This is a genomic window from Micromonospora palomenae, from assembly GCF_007829925.1.
GTDB lineage: Bacteria > Actinomycetota > Actinomycetes > Mycobacteriales > Micromonosporaceae > Micromonospora > Micromonospora purpureochromogenes.
This window is the reverse complement of sequence record NZ_VIXA01000001.1, coordinates 196583-222752: the sequence shown is the minus strand read 5'-3', so window position 1 is coordinate 222752 and position 26170 is coordinate 196583. Positions and strand designations below refer to the sequence as shown.

24 protein-coding genes and 1 pseudogene are annotated in these 26170 nt (G+C 69.2%); 8 read left to right on the top strand and 17 right to left on the bottom strand.

The features are described from left to right. Positions 1 to 73: 73 nt before the first annotated feature. Complete coding sequence (locus FHX75_RS00955) at positions 74 to 289, bottom strand: hypothetical protein (RefSeq protein ID WP_154936197.1); 216 nt, start codon at positions 287 to 289, stop codon at positions 74 to 76. A gap of 1151 nt (positions 290 to 1440) precedes the next feature. On the opposite strand from FHX75_RS00955, the gene FHX75_RS00950 reads away from it, so the two are divergent. Beyond that, positions 1441 to 2499, top strand: coding sequence for a S8 family serine peptidase (locus FHX75_RS00950; RefSeq protein ID WP_154936196.1), 1059 nt, complete (start codon positions 1441 to 1443; stop codon positions 2497 to 2499). Positions 2500 to 2970: 471 nt separating this feature from the next. On the opposite strand, the gene FHX75_RS00945 is transcribed toward FHX75_RS00950, so the two are convergent. The 7 genes from FHX75_RS00945 to FHX75_RS00910 form a co-directional block, all read right to left on the bottom strand. Further along, a complete protein-coding gene (locus FHX75_RS00945) occupies positions 2971 to 4776 on the bottom strand; it encodes a choline/carnitine O-acyltransferase (RefSeq protein WP_154936195.1) in 1806 nt (601 codons plus the stop codon). Between the two features lie 22 nt (positions 4777 to 4798). Beyond that, positions 4799 to 5650 (bottom strand): class I SAM-dependent methyltransferase, encoded by an 852-nt coding sequence (locus FHX75_RS00940; protein WP_154936194.1) that lies wholly within the window; start codon positions 5648 to 5650, stop codon positions 4799 to 4801. Positions 5651 to 5671: 21 nt separating this feature from the next. Next, positions 5672 to 6514, bottom strand: coding sequence for a HalD/BesD family halogenase (locus FHX75_RS00935; protein ID WP_154936193.1), 843 nt, complete (start codon positions 6512 to 6514; stop codon positions 5672 to 5674). Between the two features lie 729 nt (positions 6515 to 7243). Continuing rightward, positions 7244 to 7429: a hypothetical protein gene (locus tag FHX75_RS00925; RefSeq protein WP_154936192.1), complete on the bottom strand. Its 186-nt coding sequence runs from the start codon at positions 7427 to 7429 to the stop codon at positions 7244 to 7246. 64 nt (positions 7430 to 7493) lie between these two features. Continuing rightward, positions 7494 to 8279, bottom strand: coding sequence for a SigB/SigF/SigG family RNA polymerase sigma factor (locus FHX75_RS00920; protein WP_154936191.1), 786 nt, complete (start codon positions 8277 to 8279; stop codon positions 7494 to 7496). A gap of 165 nt (positions 8280 to 8444) precedes the next feature. Then, positions 8445 to 9173, bottom strand: a complete 729-nt coding sequence (locus FHX75_RS00915; protein ID WP_154936190.1) for a GAF and ANTAR domain-containing protein — start codon at positions 9171 to 9173, stop codon at positions 8445 to 8447. A 94-nt stretch (positions 9174 to 9267) separates the two neighbouring features. Further along, complete coding sequence (locus FHX75_RS00910) at positions 9268 to 9999, bottom strand: GAF and ANTAR domain-containing protein (RefSeq protein WP_154936189.1); 732 nt, start codon at positions 9997 to 9999, stop codon at positions 9268 to 9270. Positions 10000 to 10653: 654 nt separating this feature from the next. Here FHX75_RS00910 and FHX75_RS00905 point away from each other — a divergent pair. The 3 genes and pseudogenes from FHX75_RS00905 to FHX75_RS00895 all read left to right on the top strand — a co-directional run bounded on the left by FHX75_RS00905 (position 10654) and on the right by FHX75_RS00895 (position 12411). Continuing rightward, complete coding sequence (locus FHX75_RS00905; RefSeq protein ID WP_211364281.1) at positions 10654 to 10965, top strand: lipopolysaccharide assembly protein LapA domain-containing protein; 312 nt, start codon at positions 10654 to 10656, stop codon at positions 10963 to 10965. Between the two features lie 3 nt (positions 10966 to 10968). Further along, positions 10969 to 11517 carry a DUF5994 family protein gene (locus tag FHX75_RS00900; protein WP_281290784.1) on the top strand — a complete coding sequence of 183 codons (549 nt, stop codon included), beginning with the start codon at positions 10969 to 10971 and terminating at the stop codon, positions 11515 to 11517. A 17-nt stretch (positions 11518 to 11534) separates the two neighbouring features. After that, positions 11535 to 12411 (top strand): annotated as a pseudogene (locus FHX75_RS00895) (SPFH domain-containing protein). A 32-nt stretch (positions 12412 to 12443) separates the two neighbouring features. On the opposite strand, the gene FHX75_RS00890 reads toward FHX75_RS00895, so the two are convergent. Further along, the gene (locus FHX75_RS00890) at positions 12444 to 12833 is read right to left on the bottom strand and encodes a sigma-70 family RNA polymerase sigma factor (protein WP_154936186.1); all 390 of its coding nucleotides are present in this window, start codon (positions 12831 to 12833) and stop codon (positions 12444 to 12446) included. A 1069-nt stretch (positions 12834 to 13902) separates the two neighbouring features. Here FHX75_RS00890 and FHX75_RS00885 point away from each other — a divergent pair. After that, positions 13903 to 14352 (top strand): STAS domain-containing protein, encoded by a 450-nt coding sequence (locus FHX75_RS00885; RefSeq protein WP_154936185.1) that lies wholly within the window; start codon positions 13903 to 13905, stop codon positions 14350 to 14352. 337 nt (positions 14353 to 14689) lie between these two features. On the opposite strand, the gene FHX75_RS00880 is transcribed toward FHX75_RS00885, so the two are convergent. After that, complete coding sequence (locus FHX75_RS00880) at positions 14690 to 15184, bottom strand: nitroreductase/quinone reductase family protein (RefSeq protein WP_154936184.1); 495 nt, start codon at positions 15182 to 15184, stop codon at positions 14690 to 14692. Between the two features lie 99 nt (positions 15185 to 15283). On the opposite strand from FHX75_RS00880, the gene FHX75_RS00875 reads away from it, so the two are divergent. Continuing rightward, complete coding sequence (locus FHX75_RS00875; protein WP_154936183.1) at positions 15284 to 15772, top strand: hypothetical protein; 489 nt, start codon at positions 15284 to 15286, stop codon at positions 15770 to 15772. A 507-nt stretch (positions 15773 to 16279) separates the two neighbouring features. On the opposite strand, the gene FHX75_RS00865 is transcribed toward FHX75_RS00875, so the two are convergent. From FHX75_RS00865 to FHX75_RS00850, 5 genes are all read right to left on the bottom strand, one after another. Continuing rightward, entirely contained in the window at positions 16280 to 16603 is a 324-nt protein-coding gene (locus FHX75_RS00865) for an STAS domain-containing protein (protein ID WP_154936182.1), read from the bottom strand. A gap of 93 nt (positions 16604 to 16696) precedes the next feature. Continuing rightward, positions 16697 to 16873, bottom strand: coding sequence for a hypothetical protein (locus FHX75_RS30510; RefSeq protein WP_170285261.1), 177 nt, complete (start codon positions 16871 to 16873; stop codon positions 16697 to 16699). Between the two features lie 415 nt (positions 16874 to 17288). Further along, positions 17289 to 17714, bottom strand: a complete 426-nt coding sequence (locus FHX75_RS00860) for a hypothetical protein (RefSeq protein ID WP_154936181.1) — start codon at positions 17712 to 17714, stop codon at positions 17289 to 17291. Between the two features lie 366 nt (positions 17715 to 18080). Continuing rightward, a complete protein-coding gene (locus FHX75_RS30505) occupies positions 18081 to 20546 on the bottom strand; it encodes an alkaline phosphatase D family protein (protein ID WP_170285260.1) in 2466 nt (821 codons plus the stop codon). A gap of 772 nt (positions 20547 to 21318) precedes the next feature. Next, the gene (locus FHX75_RS00850) at positions 21319 to 22650 is read right to left on the bottom strand and encodes a low temperature requirement protein A (protein WP_154936180.1); all 1332 of its coding nucleotides are present in this window, start codon (positions 22648 to 22650) and stop codon (positions 21319 to 21321) included. 78 nt (positions 22651 to 22728) lie between these two features. Here FHX75_RS00850 and FHX75_RS00845 point away from each other — a divergent pair, with 78 nt between their 5' ends. After that, a complete protein-coding gene (locus FHX75_RS00845; RefSeq protein ID WP_211364280.1) occupies positions 22729 to 22941 on the top strand; it encodes a hypothetical protein in 213 nt (70 codons plus the stop codon). 465 nt (positions 22942 to 23406) lie between these two features. On the opposite strand, the gene FHX75_RS00840 is transcribed toward FHX75_RS00845, so the two are convergent. After that, a complete protein-coding gene (locus tag FHX75_RS00840; protein WP_154936179.1) occupies positions 23407 to 23652 on the bottom strand; it encodes a hypothetical protein in 246 nt (81 codons plus the stop codon). 503 nt (positions 23653 to 24155) lie between these two features. Then, positions 24156 to 24596, bottom strand: coding sequence for a MerR family transcriptional regulator (locus FHX75_RS00835; RefSeq protein ID WP_246157485.1), 441 nt, complete (start codon positions 24594 to 24596; stop codon positions 24156 to 24158). A 134-nt stretch (positions 24597 to 24730) separates the two neighbouring features. On the opposite strand from FHX75_RS00835, the gene FHX75_RS00830 reads away from it, so the two are divergent. Then, positions 24731 to 25780: an aldo/keto reductase gene (locus FHX75_RS00830; RefSeq protein ID WP_154936177.1), complete on the top strand. Its 1050-nt coding sequence runs from the start codon at positions 24731 to 24733 to the stop codon at positions 25778 to 25780. Positions 25781 to 26170: the final 390 nt, after the last annotated feature.

The window sequence follows — 26170 nt, the reverse complement described above, 5'->3', positions numbered from 1 at the left end:
GAGCCCCTGGCTCCACCGCAGGTCGAAAGGGGGCCAGGCCACCCTGGCCGGGCCCCCTTTTCCGATAGGCCCTTCAGGTGCTGCCACCCTTGCTAAGCGCGTCGAGAAGCACCAGCGGACTGGAGTAGGACCCGCCGTCGACCGGAGGTGCGGCAGCGGTAGTCGGCGCGCTGCTGGCTGCCGCGCTCGACGATGACGCGGCGGACTCCGGGTCCTTGTCGCTGGAGCAGCCGGCCAGCACAGCGGTGGCCAGGAGCAAGACGGCGGCGAGGTGGTGGGTGCGAACCATGCCGGGCACCGTACCGGTCACGGGCAGTCAGGCCCGTCGGACGTCGGGTTGCTGACGACGCGGCGTGTAGATGTGACAGGGCGGGCTGCGGTCGACAGGAACGCGCGCCGCCAGCCGCGGCGGGTTCGACGACACCGGCCGCACGCCCACGGCAGCAGCCAGCGCCGGCCGCAGAAGCAGCACTTCACCTTGGTCACCCCCTCGCACCGCAACTACCAGCAGCAACGAGCGAGCCGCGCCAACCGTCCTGGTCGGCGGGCTCCTCGGCTATTCCCGGCTACCATCCCGGCCGTCCACGATGCCCACGTCCGGCTCGGTCGCCTTTCGCGCCGCGCACCACAGGCCGTTCAGCTCATGCGGATCCAACACCCGGTCAGCCCGGAACCGCGTCATCGCCTCCTACGCCGCTCGGATTGGCGGCCGGATGATTGGCGGCCTCGACGTGTCACGCCGTGCTGCGACGCGGCCGCCGCCGTGCTGGAGGTCCGAGGCGCCCGCCGGCCCCGCACCGCCGCGTACCTGCGGCAGTCCCTCTACCCCTGCGGCCACCACGACCTCGTCTGACTTGGAGCAGCCCGGCCGACATATCGGTGGGCTGGCCGGCGGCATCTTCCAGGAGTGCGTTCGGCCGCAGCACCGGGCCGATCCCGTTGCCGGCGGTGACCACCAGGCCCAGCACCGGCGCGGTGACCGCCACAGGCAACCTCCAGGCCCCGGCGCCTGGTCGGGCCAGCGCCAGCCCGACTGCCGAGACGACAAGTCAAGGCGAGTCCCGTTGCCACGATCCGCTGCCCGGACGAAACGTCGAGCGGTGCCATCAGGTACACCGAGACGGCGATCCACAGGGGCAGGAACAGGCACAGGAAGCATCGGAGCGTGCGGGCCACCCGGACCGTGTCGCGGGCGGCCGCCGCAACCGACAGGGCTCGCAGGCGGAACGCATCTGCGGGTCGGCGAAGACGCGCTGCCAGCCAGACTCTGGATCCGCCGCCAGCGCGCCTGCCGGGCGCGCGCGTCGTGCAGCACCTCGAACCAGCGGCCTGTCCGGCTGACGATCCCCGGTTCCGGCGACCTCCACGAGGCGCGTTGTTGCGTCTCGCACGTGATCAACGATTCATAGATGAAGCGTTGTCGCATCCCGAGGAGAGCCCATGTCGATCATCCGGTTACTCGCCAGCACCGCGGTGGCCGCCGCCCTGGTGGCGGTCGCCGCTACGTCCGCTCAGGCGGCTGCCAACGACCCGTTGTACGACAAGCAATGGGGCCTGCGGCAGATCCACGCCGAACAGGCTTGGGCAACCAGCACGGGAGCCGGGGTGGTGATCGCGGTTGTGGACACCGGCGTCGACCTCAGCCACCCGGACCTGGCGCCCAAGCTCGTGCCCGGGGCGACTTTCATCGATTGCGGCTCGGCCTCCTGCGGCAACGGCGACTGGCGGGGCCCCAACGGCAGGCCCGACGCCGGTGACGAGCACGGCACCCACGTTGCGGGCATCGCGGCGGCGGCCACCGGCAACGGCGTCGGCGTCGCGGGGGCCGCCCCCGACGCGAAAATCATGCCGATCAAGGTGCTGGAGGCGGGCAGTGGCAGCTTCGCCGACATCGCCGCGGGCATCCGCTACGCCGCCGATAACGGTGCCCAGGTCGTCAACCTGAGCCTCGGGGCACTGCCGGGCTCCCAGGCCCTCACCCTCACCGGCGTTGAGTCCGCCGCGACCGAGGCGATCGCGTACGCGCAGGCGAAGGGTGTCGCCGTCATCGCCGCCGCCGGCAACGAGACGGCACCGCTCTGCGGCACTCCAGCGTGGGAATCCGGTGCCCTCTGCGTCGCCGCCACCGACCGGAACGAGGTGAAGGCGTGGTACTCCAACCTGGGCGTGAAAGCTGACCTGAAGGCGGTCGCCGCCCCCGGCGGCGCTGGCCTTGTCAACTGCGACGACGACGTGTGGTCCAGCGTCCCGGTAGGCGCCGGCTCAGCCGGCTGCGGACAGAGCAGTTACGACGCCTACGCCGGCACGTCGATGGCCACGCCCTACGTATCGGGAGTCGCGGCCCTGCTGTTCGCCCAACAGCGCAGCCTTGAAAATGTGTACTCGACGCTGATGGGCACGGCCCGCACCCCGGTCCTCGGACTTCGCGGTATCTACACGCCGATGTACGGCTGGGGCATCGTCGACGCCCAGGCCGCCGTGGCCGCACCCCGCACCTGACGCCGACCGGTACGTCCGGACTGAGGCTCTGCCGTAACAGCACCCCGACCACCGACGCCTGTTCCTTCGGAGGTCGGGGTGCGCGACCTCCTCTTCTGGGAAGCCGTGGCCCGGCGGCCCGCTCGACCTGTCGGAAGACAGCCCGCGGGACGGTTTCGACGACGAGGACCAGGGTGTGCCCCATCCCCCGGGTGCCCGATTCTCTACCGGGAACCCCAGGCGCTCCCAACCTGCTCCCACGGCCCGGCGGTCAACTGGGCACGCTCACGGCGTGTGGCGCATCCTCAAGCAGCCGACTTCGTCCTCGACCGCCAGCCAGCCGCGCACCGCCGAGTGCCGGCCGAAGACGCGCGGGCCGATCTGTCGTGGGCTCGCCGCCGAAACCTGGGACGCGCTGCGGGACCGGGTCCGCCGCCACTCGACCACCAGATCGCGGAGATCGAGCGGCCGGCGGCGGACCCGTGACCCGGGCTACCGCTCGTCGAGCAGGTCGCGCAGTTCACGCAACGCTTCGCGGAGCCGGTCGGCAAACGCGTACATCATGCCGGCGACCGGGCGCGGGGTGCTGAGGTACAGGTTGAACCGGTCCGGCAGCAGCACGTACGCGATCCCGATGCAGCGACTGCTGGTGGCCCCGAACCCGAAGTAACGGATGCTGGTCGACGGCGCCGAGCTGGTGCTCAGGTAGTCGTCGCGCATCTTGAGCCACCCCGGCGTCTCGTACAGCCGGGACGACTCGGGCACGCCGAGCGCCGCCCCACGCCGCTTTTGGATCAGCTGCAGCTCCCACAGGTGCTGCTCCGGTGCCGCACCGGCCTGGCACTGCTTCGCCCGTTCGACATGCTTGTCGGCCGCGGCCCGGAACGCCGCGCGCCGCTCGTCGGGTGACGCGGCGGAGTCGTCCATCGTGGACACAAACCGCAGCACCTCGGGCGTGACGACGCGCATCGCCTCGGTCCGCCCCCGCCGGTACTGGCGGGTGGCGATCGACTCGTACGTGGCGCCGATGAAGCCCTTGGCCCGCTTGTGCGCGAGCTGGTATGCCACCTGCACGAACGCGTCCGGCGACATCCGCAGCCGCTTGACCTCGTCCACCCCGAACTCGTCGAAGGACAGGGCGACGGTGGCGGTGTCCGCGCCGTATTGGGCGAACGACCGTGCCGCGGCAGCGATGTCGGCCCGCAGCGCGTCGTCGAGCACGAACGTGACCGGCTCGATCGCCGGCACCCCCTGCGCCGCCGCACCCGACTGCGCGGCGTGCTCCTCGGGCGACGCGGCCAGCATCGTGTCGACGAAGCTGAGGATGGTGGTGCCGTCCAGCCCGCAGTGCTCGACGTTGATGCCGGCCGTGCCGTCGGCGAACACGATGAGCGACACCGCCTTGTCGAACCACCGGTTGCCGCTGTCGCCGTGCAGCAACTGGTCGCAGGCCGCCAGGTCGTCGGCCGGCGTCAGGTCCTCCAGGCACACGCAGAACAGCGCCGTCTCGATGGTGTCCAGCGCCGCGGCGTTACCGGGATCCAGTGCCGCCAGCCGGTCCCTGGCCGCCGCCCACTCGGCCCGGGCCATCGTGGTGAGATGACCGGCCGCGGTGGCCGTCGCTGCCCGCGCGGCACCGGCCTTCTGCACCTCACGCAGGCCGGCCGCCAGGTCGTCGAGGGAGTACGGGCGCCCGTCCGGACCGACCACGTCCATTCGGAAGGCGTTGCCGCGCTGAAACACCACGATGTGCCGCGCCGTCGACGGGCCTGGCATCTCGTCGCTGTACGGCGCTCGGACGGTGTCCTGCACCGGCCCCGGGATGCGGGTGGTCGAGAACAGGAACTTGTTCTGCTCCATCGACAACGGCTGCCCGCGCGTCACGATCGGCGGGATGCGCTCGTCGTCGAGCTGGGTCTTGTAGTTCACGGCGGCGGCGATGAGCCTCGCCGCGCGCTCCACCTGCGGCTCGGCGAGACCGCGCAACGGCGTGTCGCGGAACAGGAAGATGAAGTTGGCGTTCAACGCGATCCGGTCCCGGCGACCGAGATAGCGCGCCGGCCAGAACGTGTCCAACCAGCTGTGCGTGGCCGGATCCGCGTTGTACCGCACCAGATCGGCGTGCAGCTTCGGCCCCGGACCGTCGGCCCGCCCGAACTCCTGCACCGCGGCCTCGGTGTCGGCGAACTCTTCCTCCGTCAGCAGCGGCGCAGACCACTCGAGGAACCGGGCGCAGGTGTCCTCCAGCGCGGGCAACGGCACCCGCGGCAGCGTGTCCTCGTTTTCGAACGTCTTCACTCGGTCTCCTGGAATTCGCTGCTCATCGGGCGGCCTTCTGGGCCAGTGACTGGTCAACGTCAAAGGTCAAGGGGTCGGGAGTGCCGATGGGCCGGGAAACGTAGAGCTGAGCGTACAACCAGCCGTCGGTCTCCAGACCCTCCGGATCAACGCCGGCGGCGGACATCGTCTCCAGCACCTGCCGCTGTTCCCGGTCGGACGCGAAACGGCGCTGCCGGAACGTCCGGTCCACCCGCACCGTGTCGTAACCGAGGGCCGCGAGGCTGTCGGCGATCGGTTCGAACGGGAACATCCGCAGCGCGAAATGCGCCATCCACGGCAGCCGGTCCCGGCGGGAGCCGACCACGCGCACGAGCGTCCGGCCGGTGACGTAGCCGAGGCATCCGGTGGAGATCACGATGTCGGCACCGGCGAACAGGGCGCGCTGCCGCGCCGTGGGTTCGCGCGCCTCCAGGTCGGCCTGCACGGCGTCGTCGAGGAACCCGGCCGCCGATGCGTACCCCAGCGCCGGCCGGGACACGTCCAGCCCCACGAACCGGGCCGGGGACCGGTGCGCCCGGACCAGCTCACGATCGCGCTCGAGCAGTGCTTGCCGGGTGCACTCGGCGCCGGCGTAGCGGTCGTACAGGTCGTCCATGGTGGCGTCGCAGCGCAGCAGCGCCGCGTTGACGCCGTAGGAGCAGCCGACGTCGACGACGGTCGGGACGGCCACCTGCCGCGATTGGCGGTACTGCCCGATGATTTGCTGGAAATAGGGCTTGGCGAGTTGGGGAATGTAATAGTCGAGCTCACGCAGGGTGGTGAAATAGGCGCGGGGATCGGGTTGCGTGTAGATGCCGTCGAGGGAAACTTTTCCGGTCCGGTCGAAACGCACGGGGGCGGCTCCTCGCGATTGCTAATCCAGCAACTGGTCGACTCGCACGGCATTGCGCTCGGCGTCGCGGTGCGCGGGCAGGACCCGGCCGAACAGCTGCCGCGTACGGGCGACGCTGCCCATCACGCCGGGGCGTTCGGAGTAGGCGAAGATCGCCGAGTGCCGGGCGGTGGCGCCGCGCACCGCGCTCACCCGGTGCAGCGCGTAACGGCCCTTGAACAGCTGGAGGTCACCGGGGCGCAGGGTCAGGGCCCGCACCGGCGAGCGGTCGGCGCCGGTGAGCACCGAACGGACGGCGCCGAAGTTCTCCGCGCCCGCCGATCGGATGTTCGGGCAGTACTCGAAGACGCCACCCTCCTCCGGCTCCTGGGTCAGCATGCTGACGGTGAACTCGTTGGTGTCGAAGTGCCACGGGTGCTCCATGCCGGGCTGCACGACGTTGAGCACCAGGCCGGACAGCGGGTCGGCGAGCTCGTGCAGCTCCGGGAGTTCGAAGCAGGCGGCGACGAAGCGCACGAACGACGGGTCGGTGTAGAGCCGGTGGATGACACTGTCGGTGGGGATCCGGTCGCGCGGGACGAACGCGTTGCCGCGCCGCATGACGATGCGGCCCGGGTGCTCGGCCGGCAGGTCGTCGTCGAACGCGATGTTGTAGACGTTGGTCTCCTCAACGTCGTAGTACGCCAGCGGGGCGACCCCGGCGCCTTCCCGCCGCAGCGCCTCCCAGCTGCTCGGCAGAATGAACTCCGGCAGCACGCTGCACCCGAGTTCGCGCAGTTCGGTGCGCGTTCGGGAAACGACGCGTTCCCATGCGTCGCTTCCCGGGTCGGCCAGTGGATAGCGCGCGATGTCCACAATATTCATTCGGACGGATCCCTTCTTCAATGGCGGCGACCTGAAGAAATGCGAAATCCTAACAAGATTCACCGGCGTCTACCCCATGTTGGTTACATTGTTCACAGCGCCGCGGCCGGAGCGCGGCCCGCTGGACCAGCCCAACTACTGGTAGTCCGCCCGGGGTGCCGCCTCGGGACCGGCCGACGGTCATGGCACGTCCCGTCGTGCGGCCGAGGCGCTACGGGCGGCGTCCGAACAGGCCCGGAACGTCGTGCTGAGCCCGCACCGGTACCAGCCATCGAAATCATCGTCGAAGACAGCCGGGCGCCCTCGTACACGGTGATCGCCCACCAGGACGGCAACAAGGCGTGCGTGTGCAAGACGCTGCCTGCGGCGCAAAAGCGGTGACCCGTTAGCGCCGATTCTCGCGTCATGTGTCGCACCAGCTGTCTACGCGGTGTCCGCTCATCGGCACGACCGGACGTCGAGTCCCGCGTCCGCTGCTCACCGCGCGGCGGTCGGCGGCAGATCCGCGCATCTGGTCTTGGCAGCGCACGGTCGGCTCCGGGGTCGCTAGGCCGTCGGGGCGCTGGCCTGATGTGGGTGGTGCGCGCTGCAGTGGATTTCAGCGCGCACCGTGGCGTAATGGTTCGTGTCCGAGGGCGACACGAACCATTGCCCCACCGCTGGCCCTGACCGGGATCCTGCGGCTCCGACAGTTGGCCGATCCGGCCTGGGCATGAGCCGCCGCAGGGGTCAACGGTCACCGAGCACGACGGTGAGCAGCAGCGGCAGGAGCAGGGCGGCCACCAGCAGGAACACTCTCAGCCGGAAGGCGCGCAGTGCGACGCCCCGCTTCACCCACACGCCGAGCCGGGCGGGCGCGGAGCTCCCTGCGAGGATCGTGGAGGGATCGGTCGTAACGACGGGGCCAGCAGCCATGGCGTTCCTCTCTGGATCATTGAGCGCCTGACCCCTGTCTGGGTGTCGCCGGAAGGGCGGCCGGTCAGCCGAGCCGGGTCCTGAGTCGGGTCAGGGACTGCTTCAGCAGCCTGGAGACATGCATCTGCGACAGTCCGACCTCGTTGGCGATCCGCTTCTGGGTCAGGTGGTCGTGGAACCGCATCGTGAGGATCCGACGCTCACGCAGGGGAAGGGCAGCGAGGAGTGGCCGAAGCGCGAGGCGCTCGTCCACCTGGGCGAAACCGGGATCGACGGCCCCGATGAGCGCGAGGGTCTCGAAGTCGTCGGTGCGGTGGTGTGGCGCGTCGAGAGACACCAGCCGGTAGGCCTGCCCTGCGAGGACGGCGGCCAGGATCTCGTCGACGCCCACCTCGAGCTGGTCGGCGAGTTCGGCGGCACTAGGGTGGTGGCCCTGCCGCTGCGTCAATTCTTCCGTGACGGCGCGCATCCTGTTGTTCAGTTCCTGGACCTGGCGGGGTACCCGCATGTCCCATGTCGTATCACGGAAGTGGCGGCGGAGGGCGCCGAGGATGGTCGGGACCGCGTAGCCGGAGAAGGGCAGACCTCGCTCGACGTCGAACCCGTCGACGGCCTTGACCAGGGCCAGCGCGGCGACCTGCGCCAGGTCGTCGTACGGCTCCCCGCGTCCGACGTATCGGCGGGCCAGTCGGCCGGCCATCGGCAGGTCGTTCTCGATGATCCGGGCCCGGAGCCTCGCGCGAGCGGGATCGTCGCGGTCCAGGGCCGCGAGTCGACGCAACAACTGTTCGCGGGTTCCCGGTGCCTGAAGCAGCCGAGTACGGGAAACGGTCGGGAGGGGAATGACCATTGTTGAAGCCCCTTATGGGCTGGTGGCGGCGAGATCGACGGCCACCGGGGACCCGGGCGACAGCCTCACCGTACGCCCGATCGTCCGGGCGGGCACCGCGAAATCCGTACCGTGGGACTGGACCACCGCACGGGGCGCCCGACCGGCGATGTGCTGAGCCGGCACTCAGCCAGGTCGCCCGGCAGGCGGTTCGGGCGGGAGCAGCTCGGACCCGTCGACGATCGCCTGGGCCAGATCGGACAGTCGCCGGTTGTGACTGCGGGCGCCGCTGCGCAGCAGCGCGAAGGCCTCTCCCACGTCCACCTGGAGGCGCTCGGCGAGGACACCCTTGGCCTGCTCGATCAGGACACGGCTGTTGAGCGCGGTCTGCAGCTGTTCGGTGAGGATGTCGCGGCGGTGGATGGCGCGTTGCTGAAGCAGGCCGATGGTGGCCACATCGGCCAGTGCCTGGCCGATCCGGAGCCTGCCTTCGTCAAGTGCGCCCGGCTGGCTGTCGAAGAGGTTCAGCGCGCCGATCACCTCGGAGCGCAGGCGCATGGGCAGGGCGTGTACCGCTGCGAACCCGACCTCGGCCGCGGCGACGGTGAACCGGGGCCACCGACCGGTGGCGGACAGGTCGACCACCGACACGGGTCGGCCGGTGCGGAAGCAGTCCACGCAGGGCCCCTGGTCGGTCTGCAGCTGAAACAGCTCCAGCAGCCTCGTGCGTTCCGAGGACGCGGCCACCACCTGCAGGGTGCCCTGCTGGTCGGTCAGCAGCAGTCCGGCCGCCGAGACACCGAGCAGCTGGACACATCGTTCGGTTAGCACGTGCAGGAACTCAAGCACGTCGAAATCGTCGACGAGTGTGTCGGCCATTTCCACGAACACGTCGGACAACTGGATCTCAGCCATGTCACTCACCCTCGTCCTACGATGGTCCCGCCGGCTCCTTGACGGCCCCGGGTCGTGGTCCCTGCCCCGCCTCACGACGGCCACAGCGCGGGCTTCAGCCCGCCCTGCCAACCGGTGTGTCGTCCGTGGGATCGAAACGCAGCCGGCGGGCGACCACGTCGCCTGCCACATCCCGGAGGCGTCGGTCGTGGGAGTAGGCGAAGGCACGTAACCGAATGAGGGCCACCGCTGCGGTTACCCCCAACTGGACCGTGACCATACCGGTGGCCTGGTGCACCTCGGGATGCTGCGAGCCGACCTGCTCCGGCCGACCCTCGTCCGGGGCCGACCGGTCGCGCTCCCCGCCGTCCAGCAGCACCGCGCAGGCCGTGTCGGCCAAGGCCAGCGCGTCGGCCAACTGTTCGCCGTCGAGGCCGCCGGAGCGCGCGCGGTAGAGGTCGAGCACGCCGAGGCGGATCCCGCCGACCTGCAGCGGCAGGGCGAACACCGCATGGACCCCGGCGAGCACCGCCGCCGGGGCGAACGCCGGCCAGCGGGCCCGACATTGGGGGGCTGCCAGATCGGCGATCAGATCCGGGCCGCCGGTGATCGCGTCCACGCACGGACCCTCACCGAGGGTCAGGGTCAGCTCCTCCAGGTCCGAGGCGGTGCGGTCGCTGGCGTACAGCACCTCGCGTGGGGTGGCGCGCAGCGTCACGGCGACGGCGGCGGCGTCCACGCCGGTGGCCGACACCGACACAGCGCAGACATGGTCAACCCCGACCGTCCCGCCCTGGGCGACGTTGGCGATCAGTGCCCACAGCCGGATCCTACGTTCGGAGTTCATCGGCCGGCCCTGACGGGGACGGCCACGCCCCGGCGACGCCAGCCGGGCGGGCGCCCCGCGTCCACCGGGACGCCGCTCGGAAACGGCGAGGCGTACGGCTCGTCAGATCGTCCACGATTGGCTCCGACCCGTCGTCCTGCGCGGACATTCGTCTTGTGGCCAACCGGCAACCCGGGCGACGGCTCACACGCTACTCCTGGATTGCGCCCTCTGCGCGATGTGGCACCCGCCAGCGCCGAGCCCCGACGGCGACTGCCGGCACGGTCGCCGATGGGCATCCGGAAGCGTACGATGACAGGTGTCGCTCGGGACCCCGGTGGCTGACAGTTCGCCGCCGACGGACGCACCCCACTGATCGAGGTCCCCGTGCTGGCCGCCCGACGCACCAGACCACCTGGTCACCTCGTACGCCCCGACGGTCGCCGGTTTCGTCGCACCGATGCCTCCGGACCGGACGCTGCGTCACCCACCCGCCAGCGCCCATGCCTGCGCTGGCTCCCACCGCATTCAGGCATATCAGCTGCTCCTCGGAGGGTGGCGGTTCGTGATGACCGCACCGCAGCACAATCCTCACCCGGCCCCCCGGCCACCAGCCGTGACAACGCCTCCCCTCCATGGCCCACGCCCGGCCGCCCAACGGTGAAGCGTTCGCGGATGGGCGGCCTGTGGGTCGCCGCCGTGCTGTTCGCGTTCGTGCTCCTGCTGCTCCTGATCTTCGTACTGCAGAACGGCCAGCGCGCCGAGGTGTCGTTCCTCGGTGCGCACGGCCACCTGCCCGTCGGAGTGGCCCTGCTGCTGGCTGCTGTCTTCGGCATCCTGCTCGTCGCCCTCCCCGGCACCGCCCGCATCGTGCAGCTCCGGATGCTGCAGCGCCGTCCCGGCGCCCGGTCCGACCCTGGTCCGCACTCCCGGACGGCGACCGGCACCGGTCGCGCCACGCCGCGCACCTACCGCGAGGACAGGTGAGCCATGCCCACCACTGTGATCCCTCCGCCGCCCGCCCAACCTCGGCTGTCCCTCGCTCCCGTCAAAGGCCGGACGGTCGTGGACGGTGCGTGGTGGCCGCGCTCCTGGAACCTGGCGGCGGAACTCCCCGGTCTCGTCCTCGCCCTGTCTGAACGGTATGGCCGGATCCGGCACATCATGCTCAACATCCACACCTGGGACAGCCGGTTCCGTCGACTGACCGTCCGGTCGGACGTGGTCCGAATCGGCTGGTTCGACACCCTGGATCCCGCCCTGCTGGTAGCCACCACCGGCCGCGACGACCAACTCGACCTGCTCGTCGTCCCACCCGACACGGCACCTGCGACAGCCGAGCGGGCCATGGCCGCCGCCGCCGACCCGGCCAACCTCAGGCGCACACCCGACATCCTCACCGCCGAACCGACCGCGCGGGGCGCGACCACGACGACCGGCTCCGACGTGTACGCGGTGTGGGACAACGAGGGCGGCAGCCCCGCGTCGGGCGGAACCCGCCTGGGCCACACCCCGTCTCCCACCGGAGTGCCCGCATGAACGCTCTACAGACAGCCATGGTGATCGCGATCCTGGCGATCGGCATCGTCGGCCTCATCACCGTCGCCCGCGCGGTGCGCGTCGAGCAGCAGTAAGAACGCGGGGTAGTCTTCCGCTTCGGCCGGGTGCAGGAGAGCAGCCGCACCCCGGGCCTGACCCTCATCGTCCCCCGGCGTCGACCGGCTGGTGAAGGTCAACCTGCAGATCACCACCCTCAGCGATCCCGCCCAGGACGGCATCACCCGCGACAACGTCTCCGTTCGCGTCGACGCGGTCGTCTACTTCCGCGTCGTCGACCCCGTCAAGGCCCTGGTGAACGTGCAGAACTATCGCTACGCCGTCTCCCAGGTCGCCCAGACCTCGCTGCGCGCGGTGATCGGCCACGCCGACTTCGACGAACTGCTCTCCGACCGGGACAAGCTCAACTCCGAACTCACCAACATCATCGACACACCGACCGAAGGACCGTGGGGTGTGAAGGTCGAACGGGTCGAGGTCAAGGACGTCGCCCTGCCCGAATCCATGAAACGGTCCATGTGCAGCCAGGCAGAGGCCGAACGCGAACGCCGCGCCCGGGTCATTGCCGCGGACGGCGGATACCAGGCCACCACCACACTCGCCCAGGCCGCCGCCACCATGGCCGCCGACCCCGCCGCCCTGCAGCTACGACTGCTGCACACAGTCGTGGAGGTCGCCGCCGAGAGGAACAGCACCCTCGTCATGCCCTTCCCCGTCGAACTACTGCGCTTCCTGGACCGAGTCACGCCCGCGGTGAGCGCGCCGGCACCGGCCGTCGCCAACCGCACCCGGGTCTCGGAAACCGCGCCGATGCCAGATGTTCGGCGCGTGACCAGCGAGCCCGAACCCGGGGCCGCGCCGATGCCGGTGAGCTGACCGCGGATGACGCCGGCCCGGCGACCCGCTGGTCATCCGGCCGGCCGCTCCGATTTCAGCATCACGGCGAGTTCGCGGCCCAGGAGATCGTCATAGCCGGTCGGGAGGCAGGACGCCGGACCATTGATCTCGCGGAGCCGGTCCGCCGCGCGGCGGGCGGCGATCGCGGTCACCCAGGCGATGCCGTCGAGTTGGCAGGAGTCGGGCCTGGGCGCGAGCCGCCACACCTCGACGAACACCGCCCGGGTCACCGCCACGGCGAGCGCCGGGCTGCCGAGGCTCTCACAGACCTGAGCGAAGACGACACGGACGAGAAGACGGTAGAAGCGGCGGAAGGCGGCCTGGTCCCGGTCGGCGATCCGTTGGACGAGATCGTTGACGGACTCCGGGCCCGGTACGACGTAGCTGGACGGGACAGGCATCCGATGCTCCTGGTGGTGTGCCTGCGATCAGGGCACCACCAGGGACCAGGGCGGCTACTGCGCTTCTCACCCTACGCCACCCGACACGTCACCGGGCGTGTCGCGCGTCCACTGTTCATCATCGGCATCCCGGCGGGCGAGCGGAGGTCGTCCTCTCCCGGAGCTGACCGGCAGCCCAGCCGGCGGTCCAACGGCCCCGTCCGTGACAGCCCTCGTGGGCCGTCACGGACGGTGTCTATCAAGGCCGGTACCTCCGGCCAGGTCGGAACGCCCCGGGTTACCGCGCCGCGCCCTTAAGCACGGTGCGACCCCGTTCGCCGTAGCCGGCGCCGACGAGAACCTCGAAGCCGCTGGGGACGGGGCGCTCCTGGAGGTGAAGTCGCGACGCCGGCGGGTCAGGTCATGGCCGGCCGCAGCGAACGCCATCCCGAGCAGCGCATGTTGGGCGAGGCCCAGGGCGCGGCTCGGACGGATGTCAGCGGGAGCCGGGCAGGCAGTTCACCCGACCGGCCGATGTGGTCATTCGCAGCCTGACCTTGCACTCCCGGGTTGATGCCGGGCGACGTCCGGCACCAGCGGTGCCAGCCCGGCACTCGGCGCGGAGGTGCGTACTTCGTTGTTGTGGTCCTTGGCGATGTAGGCCATCGCGCTCACATTCCTCTGATGCTCATCGAGCAGTCCCCCGACGCACACGGCCGTGGGTGAGTCGCATGGTCGGGCCGACGAACCGGTGCCACCACCGGTCGGTCGACCGCGCGATGGCGGGGCGACAGCGCTGGCATCTGGTCGGCTCGTGGGCGGACCGACGGTGTGTGCGGTCAGCCACCGGGGGCCCGAGCGACGCCCTCACGCATCGGCGCGTGGCGCCGAGCCGGGTTGGCGGAAACCATGCGGCTCCCAGCAGGACCTTTTGCGAGTAGTCTTCGGGGTAGCTGCGTCGTACCGATTCACGCAGCTCGTCGAGCCTGCAACGCCCCGCTGCATTCGGGTTGTTGCCTCCCCGGCCCCGGGCCCAGCCCCCGCCCGCTCACCAAGCAATCCCTGTAAGCAGTTGGGCCGGAGGAACACAATGTCCACCAAGTTTTCGCCCGTGACTGCGTTGGCGCAGCTACGCATCGCCACGACCTGCCCGTCGCCGACCACGGCCCGGGTCGCCGTGGTCGGAGAGGTCGACCTGGCAACCGCAACAGCCCTACGCGACAGGCTGCTCAGCGTGTTGCATGATCACACTCCCGCTGTACTCGACGTCGACCTCGCCGGGGTTACGTTCCTGGACTGCGCCGGACTCCGCGCGCTCGTCGCCGGGCGCAACGCCGCCGTCCAAGCCGGACGCCAGATCCGGGTCACCCACCCGCAACCCATCGTCCGCCGGGTATTGGAAGTGACCGGGCTGCTCGGCGTCCTCACCGCCCCGATCGACCAGCCGGAGCCCCTGCCCACAAAATCCGAATACCCGTCGCGGACTGGACCCACGCCCGCGACCGTCACGGAACCGCCCGGCGTGATGGTTGCCGCCTGACGGAAGCCGGAAGTGGACGTCGCCGACCTGATCGCCGCCGCCCTGCGACCGGGAGTGGTCGCTCGCCCAGGCGATGGACTCGGCTGTCTCGGCGGGCCGCTAGTCGCGGGCGCGCCAGCCGGCGCAACTGTGATGCGAGCCGCGCCACTTTCACCGCGCCAGGACAGCCAGCGCCGTTCTTTGCGGAGCTACGCAAAATGCCCAGCAGCCACACCTTCACCTTCGAGGACTGACCCGCCGCGAAGATCCGCCGCCCCCGTAACCAGGGCCCCGGACGACCGGCGGAAGCGGTGATCGAATCGGGTTCCCGCTATGACGGGCACCGGTCGCTGGCCGATCAGCTACCTGGCACCGGGTCCGTCGCGCCGGGTCTGGGCTCCAGGACCACCACCGCGGTCTCGGACGTCCGCAGCGCGGCGAAGGCGTCCAGGTTCGTGTCGATCTCCCGCCAGCGGGCCCACAGCCGCAACCGCTCGTCGCCTGTCGCGGCGTGAGCACGCACCAGCCGCCGCCCGTCGACCAGATCGACCGTCGCGTCCGGATGCGTCTGCAGGTTGAGCCACCAGGCGGGCTCACCCTCACCCCACCCGTTCATCGCCAGCGAGACCAGGTTCGGCCCATCTTCGAAGTAGCCGATGATGACGCTGCGCTGCCGGCCGGTGTGGCGCCCGGTCGTAGTCAGCCGCAACGCGCCCCAACCGTTGGTGCGCGGTCGCCACAGTCCGAACCGGCCACGAAAGGTCCGGTACAGGCCTCGGTGCACCGACCAGGCGAGACGAATGAACCAGCGCGGCGGAAGCCGCGGTGCTCTCGGCCGGTGCTCGACCGACATGGCGACCTCCCACGTCTAGCTGGCTGTGGTCACACAACAGGACGCTAGCCGCAGCCGGGGGGCGGCCGGGAGAGCCGAACGGGCAGGCACAATGGCCGAATGCCTGCCGACGACGCCCAGCTCTGGCAGTTGCTGCACTCCCTCGACGACCTCGACCACCTCGAGTTCCCCGCGAACTACGACCACCGCCGAGCCAGGGCACGCTTCGACCAACTGGCTCAGCGACTCGATCACGACTTCAACTGCCGGACCGACGTCGACCGGCACGTGGAAGACGCGAGCTTCCACGGCCGCATCAACATCCCCGCCGCAGCCACCACCACCGGCCACCCGCTCGTCATCGTCATCAGCAACTTCGGCGACCTGGCCGTGCTCGCCGTCGACAACCCCGGAGTCTGGAACGACGAGGACGCCGCCCAACTGCTGCACACAGACGACGCCACCCGAATCCACCGGGCCCTCAACGACCTGGACTACACCCTCATCCCCGAAGAACCCCTCTGGCAGCGCTACGACGGCGCCTGGGATCCCGACACCTTCGCACCCGGCGACGCCACATGGTGGGTCCGCTACTTCGACTACCTTTGACCCGGACCGAGAAGACAGATCCACATGATCGTCCAGCCGACCCAACATCTGACACCGATCCGCTACCCATCAAGTGGAGCCCGACAGTGCCGGCAGCCGGGTGTCCGGTCCCGAGACCTGCGCGACAGGTCCGTAGCAGGACCTGCGTGACCACCTTTGCCGGTGGAGCTACCAGCCAAATTGGCTGCAAGATCGCGACGCAATCCTCGCCGCGCACGACCGCCGCTTGGCTGCCCTAGCCGGTCAGACCCTGCGTCAGGTCTGGCTGGTGTGGGACCTCGACGGTGACGAGTGGTTCCTCGACTGTCCAGTGCTGCTCGCCTTCGACGACGACCAGGTCGAGTCGACCACCAGAAGACCGACGACCTCTCTATCACGTTCAACAGCATCGACCGATGAGTTGCGCCAGCACGGCGAGGCCGTCCATATCCGCGGTGAACACTGGAGCGAACGCCCGCCACCCTTACCGGCACGTGCCGGCGTCGTCGAGGCTACTGGTGCTGGAAGTCAGGTGATATGCCGCAAGCGGTGCCGGGGTACGCCGGCGGCTGCCAGCAGGTCCGCGAGGGACGCGGAGGAGTGATCGAGGAAGACGGCGACTTGGTGGTCGTCGCCGAGGTGGCAGGCGGCCGCAAGAGTGCCGAGGTTGATCGGGTCGAGGTCCTGAACATCGGCGAGGTCCATGACCAGGCGCAGAGGCCGCGTGTGCCGGATGGCCTGGACCAGTGTGCGGCGCAGCCCGACGGCGTCCGCGGCGTCGAGGACGCCGTAGGGGTGGATGACGAGGGTGCCGTCGGGTCGGGTGTTGATGTCGACCGTGGTGGCGGTCATCGCGTTACCTTCCGTTACCCCGTGTTCTCCAGGTCGTCAGATTAGGGTCCGCGCAGCGGAAGGGTCGAGGGTTCGCGGAGAAAGTTCACCTGGTCACCGCCAGGTCACGACCGCCGCGATGAGTGTGATCACCGCGGTGATCAGGCAGAGCAGCAGCCCCGTCGCGGTCAGCCGTCGATTGAGCACAGGGTTGCGAGCAACCGGCTGATTCATGGCAAGCCATGTCGTGCCGCCGAGCAGGGCGAGTGCGGCCACCACAAGAGAGATCATGCTCGAACCTGACTGGTCGGTGCTGTCGAATCCAGTCTTCGCCCGGGCGCTGGTCCCGGCTGGCGCCTGCTGCTGAACACCGGACGACGAGGTCCTGAACATTCCTCCGCGCTCTGTTGGCGGAGGTCATGCCGGACAAGTACGTCACGCCCGGCCGCTGAGAGGGCCCCTGCTCCCGTCAGCCTACTTCCTCAATGTACGGCGTGGACGACGGTTGGGCGACGGCCGCGCTCAAAAGAGCCGAGTCGTCGGCGAACTGGCCGAAATCACCGGCAGTCGCCTGGTACCCCAGGAATCAGCGATACAGCTTGCCGGGACAATGCTCGGCAGAGCATCCGATCATGCTCCCTTCGGTGACCATCGGTTCGCCACCTGCCAGGGGCACCCCCACGTACCAGGCCCAGCAGTTGGAGTCTCACGCCTTACGCAGTTCACGAGCCTTGTAGTCGGCCTCAGTGCCGAAAACCTTGCAGAAGGCCGCCTTTTGCTCCCGCAGGAAGATCTTGACGCACTCGCGGCCGACGCGCTCTAGCGTCTTCAGGTCGTCGCTGCCGGCGACCAACTCGACGTTCGCTTGCCCGCCCTTGTTCTGCTTGTTGACCTCGTTGCTGCGCACCATCGACTCGCTGAAGTGCAGCTCAGTCGGAGCAGTCGTGGGTTGAGCTAGACGAGTTGCCAGCACGCTCACCGACGGCTTCACCCCGTCAACGGTGGGAGGCGTGCGCCCGGGAGGCGAGCCCGAGCCATGCCCGGGCTGTTCACCGCACGCACTGGCCCCAAGCAGCGCCAACATCGGCACCATGAACGCAGCAAGCAGCAACCGGAGAGAGGGATGTCGCATGAGCCGTATGCTGCCGCGATCACGGACCATCGAATAGCAGGCGGCCATGGCGGACCTGGTCGCCGCAACGCGCCGTTTCGACCAGCGGCACAGCCTCAGGCTCGACACCGCGGCCCCGCACAACGGCATATGTCCGCGCGAGGTTTGTGACGAAGCCGCCGCGACATTGGGTTCGCGCGCGCCCCGACTTCGCGGGCCGGCCCTTTCGGGCCACCGTTCGAGACGGTTTGCGATCACGGGCTCGGTCCGGACGCAAGCGGTCCCGCAGGTAGGCCTCACCGACTACGGACAGGTGGTAGAGGCATTCAATGGCGGCGCCGACGAGCACGGGCGGGCAGCTCTCCGCTGCCCGCCCACGTCGAACCCTCAGAGTCGGTCGAGCACCGCGAACGGGTCAGCGCCCTCGCCGCAGTCGACGGCCGCGATGCGGCGCCGCAGCGTGAATGTCTCGCCCGGTGCGAGGGTCACCTGCCGCTGGCTCATCACCCAGTTGTAGGCGGCGTACGCGACGAAGCCCGTGTCCTCGTAGAGCAGTCCGTAGGTCTGCCGGTCCGAGCCGGTCATCCCGACCCAGGGCGCGGTGGGCGGGTAGTCGGCCGGGGTGCCATTGGTGATGGTTCCGTGCCCCGGGACGCCGCTGCGTTGGCCGGCGCCGTCGTGGTCGAGCGCGTCGCCGGTCCAGAAGGTGCGCGGCGCCGTGCCGAGGTTGGTGAAGGTGCTTTCCGCCGTCACCCATGGCTCGTTCGGCCGGATGGTGTAGGTCGTGACGACCCGCAGATCGGGCACGGCGGTGCTGGCGCCCGTGGCTCGTACGGTCGCCGCCGAGCCGCCGGCGGAGAGCACCTCCACGGCGGTGGACCGGACGGTGCGCTGCTGCCAGGCGTTGCCGCCGCGGGGCTGCGTCACCGAGGCGTACGGCAGGTTGATCCAGTCGAGCTGGTCGAGGTGTCCGACCGCAGCCAGGTCCAGTGGCTTGCCGACGGTGACTCCGGACAGTTGCGGGTCGTCGGTCCCGGCCGAGACGGCCAGCGCCATCAGGTCGTTGCCGAGCACCAGGTCGGCCGTGCCGGCTTGGGACTGGGGTCCGGGGATCGTCCGACCGGCGCCGGCCCTGGTCGCGGCCCGGTGCAGCGGCAGGTCGAGCTTTGTCGGCGCGCCTTCGACGACCGTCACGGGATGGCTGACCGGCTCGTAGCCGACCCCGTTCACGGCGACGGTGTACCTGCCCGGCGGGGCGAAGGCGAGCACCTCGCCCGACGGGTCCGTGGTGCTCGCCATCGGCTGGATGCCGTCGGTAGCGGTGACCGTCACCTGCACGTTGGGCAGGGCCGCGCCCGTGGCTGCGTCGGTGACCCGGGCGATGATGCCGTCGCCGGCGTCGATCCGGTGCGCTCCCGGTGCGCCGTCGAGCACCTCGAACGCGGCGATGGTGTAGGCCGGCGAGGCGGCGTCTCGGGCGTTCAACACGATGCGCAGGTCGGTCCGCCAGCGCTGCTCGGTGACGTCGCAGATCACGTAACCGCGATAGCTGCCGTTGTAGAACTTGACGTGCGGGTTGGCCGCGAGGCCGGCCCGGACGTCGGCGTCCCACCCGGCGCCGGAGGAGATCGACGTGCCGACGAACTCGGTGGCGACCGTTTTGGAGCCCGGGTCGGTGAAGTCGGTCTTCAGGTCGTTGACCCAGTGGGTGTGCCAGTCCCCGCTGAGGACGATGGGATTCGAGACCTGCTGCGTGGCGATGAAGTCGAGGATGCGGGACCGCGCGGGCGGGTACCCGTCCCACTGGTCCAGGTTGACGATCTGCCCGGGCCCGAGGTCGTAGTCGAAGGCGGCCATGATGGTCTGCTGGGCGACGACGTTCCAGCGTGCCTTCGACCGGCTCAGCCCGTCGAGCAGCCACCGCTCCTGCTCTGGGCCGGTCATGGTGCGGGTCGGATCGAAGACCTCGCCGGTCGGTTCCTTACGCCCGTCCCCCAGCGCCTGGTCGCTGCGGTACTGCCGGGTGTCGAGCACGCTGAACTGGGCCAGCCGGCCGAAGTTGACCCGGCGGTACATGAGCATGTCAGGCCCGGTAGGGCGCTGCTCGGGGCGGAGCGGCAGGTGCTCGTAGTAGGCCTGGTAGCCGTTGGCGCGCCGCTCCAGGAAGGGCCGGCCGTCGGCCGGGCCGGGCGGAATGGAGCCCGCGTAGTTGTTCTGCACCTCGTGGTCGTCCCAGGTCAGGACGAACGGGAACCGGGCGTGGGCGGCGCGCAGGTCCGGGGAGGTCTTGTATAGCGCGTGCAGCCGGCGGAACTCCGTGAGGCTGCCGTTGGTGGTCTCGTAGATGTAGTCGCCAAGGTGGACGACGAAGTCGAGGTCCTGTGCGGCCAGGTCCCGGTAGGCCGGGTAGGGACCGCCGACCCAGGACTGGCAGGAGACGAAGGCGAACCGCATGTGGTCGGCCTTGGCGCCGGGCGGCGGCATGGTCCGGGTACGCCCGGTGCGGCTGTACACCTCGTCGGCGCGGAAGCGGTACCAGTACCAACGGTCGGGGGCCAGGTCGCCCACGACCACGTGCACGGTGTGCGCCGACCCCGGGGCCGCCGTCACCTCACCCGACTGCACCACGTGACGGAACTGCGGGTCGCGGGCCACCTCCCAGGCGACCTGAACGGGATCCGTCGGCATCCCGCCGTCGACCGCGTTCAGCGGATCCGGCGCCAGCCGCGTCCACAGCACGACGCTCTCGTGGTTCGGCTCGCCGGACGCGACGCCGAGAGCGAACGGCGCCGGGTCCAGTTCGTCCGCGTACGCCGCAGGAAGCTCCGCGACCAGTTGGCTCACGGCAACCATGCCGGCCGTACCGCCCGCGAGGGCCAGAAACCGTCGTCGGCTGATGGAGGATGCGTCCGCCACTGCCACACCTGCCTTGATCGAGACGAAGTAGTCCCGACAGCGTCGACAGTCCGACCGCCCGACTCCTGAAGATCATGTGAAGGTCAGCGGTCCGGCGAGTGAGAATCCGGCTCAGGTAGCAAGAGCAGACGAGGCGCAGGTTGAGGGCCCTCCGCAAGCCTGCACGCTGATGTCTCACGGAAGCTTTTGGGCAAAAGTGACGCGTGGCGGAGCATGGATGGACTGACCCATCTCGTATGTGCCCTGGCTGGGAATTCGACGCGAGGGCACAGCATTGACCGGCTCTACCTCCGGATCAGCGGTCCTGCCCGTCAGAGGGGTTGGGGACTGGTTTGAGGGTGCGGAACATCCCCCACCTGTCCTGTGCATGGGGCCAGGGAGGGGTTCCGCCCGCCGCCGGGCCCGAGGTTGGGGCCGACGCGAGCCGGGCGCCTCGGGTGTCGCGCCGTTCTGGTGCGCTGACATCTCACCGATACCCGCCACACCCGAAGGGGAGAACGCGCTCCCACCGAGGGCCTGTCGCGGCTCGATGACGCGCCCTGCCTCCCGCGCCCGGCCCGTGCTGCCGCACTCGTACTCAACAATCAAGCAACACCTGAGCCCAGTTCCCTACCAGGAACCCCACCAGACCTAGGCTCAAGCGACATGCATTTGCTGGGACGGATCCGTCAACCATGCGGTGGGACTCGGCACGGCGGAACATGGCCCCTCAGCGGGGTTTCTCGTCTGGGGTTCCTTCGTGCCAGCGGGCCCGCCAGTCGGCTTCGTGCTTCTCGTAGGTGGTTTTCTCCTCGAAGACGGCCTTGAGCAGGGCTCGGCGGGCGTCGGCCATGACTGCCACCTCGGTTGCCACCAACCCGATGCAGATGGCCGTCAGCAGGCTGAGCGCCGCCAGTGCGGGGAGGTGTGTGGCGAGGGGGATGGCGACCGCGAGTACGAGCACGGTGCCGACGCGGGTCCAGGAGAGCGTGCCGAGGGTGCGCAGTTGGAACAGCATGCCGCCGCAGAGGTAGCAGATCACTCCGCCGAACAGCAGCGGCACCCCCGGGCCGTGCGTCGGCTCGGTGAGGTTGATCGAGCGGTCCGCGATCTGCCGCACCATCTCCTCTGCTCCGAGGGCGAACAGGATGATCCCACCGATCATGACGAGCTGGGCGTATGCGTAGGCGTCCCGCGCCATGGCGACCCGGGAGCGTCCCTGCGCCGCGTGCTGCGCGATCCGGGCGGCCGGAGCGATCATGTCGAAGTGCGTCCACCACAAAGCGGCGGTGAAGAAGATGCCGAGCACCGCGGCGGTGACGCCCCGCCAGGTGACCGGCTCACCGAGGAGGTTGCCGCCGATACCGACGGAGATGATCGACTCGCCCAGGGCAATGATGAGGATGAAGTCGTACCGTTCGGTCCAGTGCTCGGCGGAGGTCAACACCCAGCCCCACGCGTTGGCAACCAGCCCGGCGCCGTACTGCAACAGGACGACGGCGATCCAGAGTCCGTCGCGCACCATGTCGGCCCGTCCCCGGTCGTCGATCAGCGGCGGGATCAGCGCGGCACCCAGCAGCAGGAGGGTGCTCATCGCCAGTTCGGGTGAGTACTTCAGCAACAGGCGACGCTCGCCGGGTTTCTCCCCGGCGACGTGCCAGTACAGCAGCAGGTGCACGCCGCGGAGCACCAGGTAGCTCACCGCGAGCACCACCGGCCCGACAGCCCACTGCACCGGGTTTCCAAACGCCTGCGGGAGGGACAGCGCGAAGCAGAAGAGTGCGGCCATCCCGACGACCATCAGCGCCGGGACGAATCCCACGCCGAGCCGGACCCGGGTCGCGACCACCGTGTGCACCACCCAGCACCACCAGAGCACGGCGAGGACCAGCATGCCGTGCAGCAGGCTGTGGCCGGTGATGTTCGCTGCGGTGGCCCGGGTGATGATGAAGAACGAGAAGACGAAGACCAGGTCGAAGAAGATCTCGAACCGGTCCACGCGGGTGCCGGGGGCCACCGCGACGGCCGGCCCCAGCCGCTCCACCCACCGCCTGCCGGCCACCGACCGAGTGTCGCAGCGCGCAAGCCCTGTCCGGGCGTGATTGGGCGTCAGCCTGCGAGGCGGACACGGTCGGTCCTCGTGCTGCGCATGGTCGCCGCGCACGCCGACCTGCGGAACATCCCCGGCGGCGACATCGACGACGCCGTCCGCCGCAGCGCACAGCTGGACCACTACTGCGCGGAAATCGGTCGTGACCCCGCCCTGAGCGCCCGAATCATCGTCCTGCAGGTGTCCCAGAAGCAGCCCACGCAGGACGCGATCGGGAAGGCGATCGACGCCAGCCACTCGTAGGCGCAGCCGTCGACGAGCGGCTGGCAGTAGGCGTCCACGGCACGGCGCAGCGCGGTGATCCGCTTGTTGCAGGTGGCGGTGTGGGCGGCACGGATATGCCAAGGTCGATGTGGAGGCGGTAGGTGTGGTGCGGGTGGGTGAGGTAGGTGCTGGGTCTGTCGACCGTTCCGTTCTGACGTGTCTACCTCCAGACAGTTGGCCAGTCCCGGGTATTGCCGACGGTCTGGCGTCAGGTAGGAGGTCGTTCAGGATGGCTTCTGCGGCGTACCTGAAGCTCCTCCCGGGCCAGCTAATCACCCCCTCTGCATACCGCCCATACCTCGCTATCGACCAAGACTCCATGGACTAGGTGAACTACCTGGACGCATCCATGCCGCGACCCGACCAGGAACGGGTTGAATTGACGTGTGCGAGTACGGGAGTCGTGTCAGGCGACTGCCCGACGAGGAGATCCGCCATTGCCAGTCAGCCATCACCGCTGTCACGGGTGCTCGGTCGGTGGCCCGTGCTTCGGATTGCCGACTCTATGCGTAGCAGCAGGCCGCCCACTATGAGTACCGAGCCGATGAAGAATCCGACTTCGTAACCGGGCGTTTGGTAGTTGACCATGATCACGATGGCCCCTGCGGCTGCTGCCAGGCCGCCCAAGAAGCCGGTCAGGGCACCGGGTCTTGTCGACCAGTGGGGCTCGGGATTCCGTTCGGTGTTCATCGCGGCAGTTTAGGCAGGCGGTGATCATGAGGCGGTACGGCGGAGCGGGTTGGTACAGCCATCCGTACAGCCATGCCGACCGATAGGCATGGGTGAGAGCCGGCGGCAGCCAACAGGTCAAACAGGTCATCCGCAGTAGCCGACGCCCGCGGACAGCCGCCTTGATCTTCGCAGGGCAGGGGTGCAACCGCTGCGCGCCATTTAGAGGCGGCGTTCACCCAGCGGCCGGCAGCTCATACCCCGTAGGATCCACGGCATCTCACGCCGGTCCCCAGCCTTCCGTCCTCCTTCTGCGGACTGGATGCGACCGCTCGCCCCCTGATCCATCGCTCGTCAAGGCTGTTCATGACGGTCCATCCCCGGCCTGCCATGGCTGGTTCTGCGGCGTCTCTGTCCGTATCTCCTCGTCCGAAGCTGTTGCTGTCAACGTTTGCTGTGTCACAGCACCGTGAGGAATTACGAGGTTCAAATTGTCTGCTCCAACGACCGAGGCACATCGGGGTCTAGGGGCTGACCGATTTTATCGGCGTCTTCTCTTTGTCTGCCGAAGGGGATGGGGCGTGACATTGGTGGTCCGCGGGGGCGTCCTGGTCGAGGAGGTCTTCATACACTCCGACCTTGAACCTGATCAGGTCCAGGCACTCGGTGAGCCTGCCGATCTGGGTGGTGACGTGCCCTTGGTGCTCGCGCAGGAGCGTGAGTCGTTCTTCCTCGTTTCCGGCTCCTTGTCTGACGAGGTCGGCGTATCGGCGGAGCGCGGGCAGGGGCATGCCTGAGGCGCGGAGAATGATGCAGACGGTCAGCCAGTCCACGTCACCCTGGCTGTAGACGCGACGCCCGCCAGGTCCACGCCGCACGGGGTTGACGAAGAGGCCCTCGTGCTCATAGAAGCGCAGCGCGTGAACGCTCAAGCCGGTGCGTTCGGCGACCTGTCCGATGCTCAAGCTTGTTGTGACTCCAGCCATACCGGTCAGGTTAGCGGGTTGACCTAGAGCCGACTCTAGATCCTAGGGTGCCACGCGTGATCGACGCTTCTGTCGCTCTGTGTGCTCGGTTGAACTGGTAAGGGAGCATCACCATGCGCTATCGCACCCTCGGCGGAACCGGTATCGAGGTCAGTGTCCACTGCCTCGGGACCATGATGTTCCAGGCTGTCGGCAACCCCGACCACGACGATTGCGTCCGTATCATCCATGCGGCCCTCGACCAGGGGATCAACCTCGTCGACACCGCCGACATGTACGGACAGGGGGAGTCCGAGGAAATCGTGGGAAAGGCATTGCGAGGGCGCCGTGACGATGTCGTACTCGCCACCAAGGTGCATTTCAGAATGGGCGAGGGTCGCAACCGCGGTGGCAACTCGCGGCGTTGGATCCTCAAGGCGGTCGAGGACAGCCTCAGGCGCCTGGACACCGACTGGATCGACCTCTACCAGATTCACCGCCCCGACCCCGCGACCGACATCGAGGAGACCCTCTCGGTGCTCAGCGACCTCGTACAGCAGGGAAAGATCCGCGCCTTCGGCTGCTCGACGTTCCCGGCCGAGGAGATCGTCGAGGCGCATCACGTCTCCGAGCGGCGCGGCCTCGGACGCTTCCGCACAGAGCAGCCGCCGTATTCGATCCTGGCCCGCGGGATCGAGGCCTCACTCCTGCCCGTCTGCCAGCGCTACGGGATGGGAGTCCTGGTCTGGAGCCCACTGGCCTTCGGGTTCCTCACCGGCAAGTACCGCAAGAACCAGCCCGTCGACCTGTCAACCGGCCGTCCCACAATCCGGCCGGCGCAATTCGACCCCACGATCGCGGAGACCGCCGCCAAGCTCGACATCGTCGAACAGCTCGTCGAACTCGCGGAAAGCATCGGCTGCACCCTTCCCCAGCTCGCCGTAGCGTTCACCGTGGCCCACCCCGCCGTCACCTCGGCGATCATCGGGCCGCGGACCATGCCGCAGCTGGAGGACCTCCTCAAGGGCGCTTCACTCACCCTGGACGATGCGACACTCGACCGGATCGACGAGATCGTGCCGCCCGGGACCAACATCTACAACCCCAACGCCCCCTTGCCCCCGCGGTCACTGACCGACCCCGCAGTGCGTCGCCGCCCAGTCGCCGAACGCGCCGCCGCCTAATCCGGGTGGCACGTGGATCTCCTCGTCGGGCAGTTGCCAGACCGTCCAGGCTTCCGGGGACGGGGACAAAGTGGAGCGCCCTACGTCCGAACGACCTTGGCCCCGTCCCCGGAAGGCTGGTAGCCCTTGTGGTGCCCGGCGAGGTGATCCGCTCCCGGCTGATCTCTGAGGGTCGGGGTTCGGGGCGGAGCCGCGAGGTCCTCAGGGTCCAGGTTCAGCGTGGCCGGCCGGGGCCGATGCCGGCCGGGCCTCTGCTGGCCGCTGTTGACCGCTACATCGGGCACGGATCGGGGCACGGACCTGTGGCTGAGGCTTCCCCCTGCGGCCCGCCCGGTCCCGAAGATCCGAACATCCGCGCGGGCGTCACGACAGCGTTGGGTAGCCGAAGAT

Bases quoted from the DNA above. Each gene is read 5' to 3' on its own strand.
- FHX75_RS00955 (WP_154936197.1), bottom strand. From the start codon at position 289: ATGGTTCGCACCCACCACCTCGCCGCCGTCTTGCTCCTGGCCACCGCT.
- FHX75_RS00950 (WP_154936196.1), top strand. From the start codon at position 1,441: ATGTCGATCATCCGGTTACTCGCCAGCACCGCGGTGGCCGCCGCCCTG.
- FHX75_RS00935 (WP_154936193.1), bottom strand. From the start codon at position 6,514: ATGAATATTGTGGACATCGCGCGCTATCCACTGGCCGACCCGGGAAGC.
- FHX75_RS00925 (WP_154936192.1), bottom strand. From the start codon at position 7,429: ATGGCTGCTGGCCCCGTCGTTACGACCGATCCCTCCACGATCCTCGCA.
- FHX75_RS00920 (WP_154936191.1), bottom strand. From the start codon at position 8,279: ATGGTCATTCCCCTCCCGACCGTTTCCCGTACTCGGCTGCTTCAGGCA.
- FHX75_RS00915 (WP_154936190.1), bottom strand. From the start codon at position 9,173: ATGGCTGAGATCCAGTTGTCCGACGTGTTCGTGGAAATGGCCGACACA.
- FHX75_RS00910 (WP_154936189.1), bottom strand. From the start codon at position 9,999: ATGAACTCCGAACGTAGGATCCGGCTGTGGGCACTGATCGCCAACGTC.
- FHX75_RS00905 (WP_211364281.1), top strand. From the start codon at position 10,654: ATGGGCGGCCTGTGGGTCGCCGCCGTGCTGTTCGCGTTCGTGCTCCTG.
- FHX75_RS00900 (WP_281290784.1), top strand. From the start codon at position 10,969: ATGCCCACCACTGTGATCCCTCCGCCGCCCGCCCAACCTCGGCTGTCC.
- FHX75_RS00890 (WP_154936186.1), bottom strand. From the start codon at position 12,833: ATGCCTGTCCCGTCCAGCTACGTCGTACCGGGCCCGGAGTCCGTCAAC.
- FHX75_RS00885 (WP_154936185.1), top strand. From the start codon at position 13,903: ATGTCCACCAAGTTTTCGCCCGTGACTGCGTTGGCGCAGCTACGCATC.
- FHX75_RS00880 (WP_154936184.1), bottom strand. From the start codon at position 15,184: ATGTCGGTCGAGCACCGGCCGAGAGCACCGCGGCTTCCGCCGCGCTGG.
- FHX75_RS00875 (WP_154936183.1), top strand. From the start codon at position 15,284: ATGCCTGCCGACGACGCCCAGCTCTGGCAGTTGCTGCACTCCCTCGAC.
- FHX75_RS00865 (WP_154936182.1), bottom strand. From the start codon at position 16,603: ATGACCGCCACCACGGTCGACATCAACACCCGACCCGACGGCACCCTC.
- FHX75_RS30510 (WP_170285261.1), bottom strand. From the start codon at position 16,873: ATGATCTCTCTTGTGGTGGCCGCACTCGCCCTGCTCGGCGGCACGACA.
- FHX75_RS00860 (WP_154936181.1), bottom strand. From the start codon at position 17,714: ATGCGACATCCCTCTCTCCGGTTGCTGCTTGCTGCGTTCATGGTGCCG.
- FHX75_RS30505 (WP_170285260.1), bottom strand. From the start codon at position 20,546: ATGGTTGCCGTGAGCCAACTGGTCGCGGAGCTTCCTGCGGCGTACGCG.
- FHX75_RS00840 (WP_154936179.1), bottom strand. From the start codon at position 23,652: ATGAACACCGAACGGAATCCCGAGCCCCACTGGTCGACAAGACCCGGT.
- FHX75_RS00830 (WP_154936177.1), top strand. From the start codon at position 24,731: ATGCGCTATCGCACCCTCGGCGGAACCGGTATCGAGGTCAGTGTCCAC.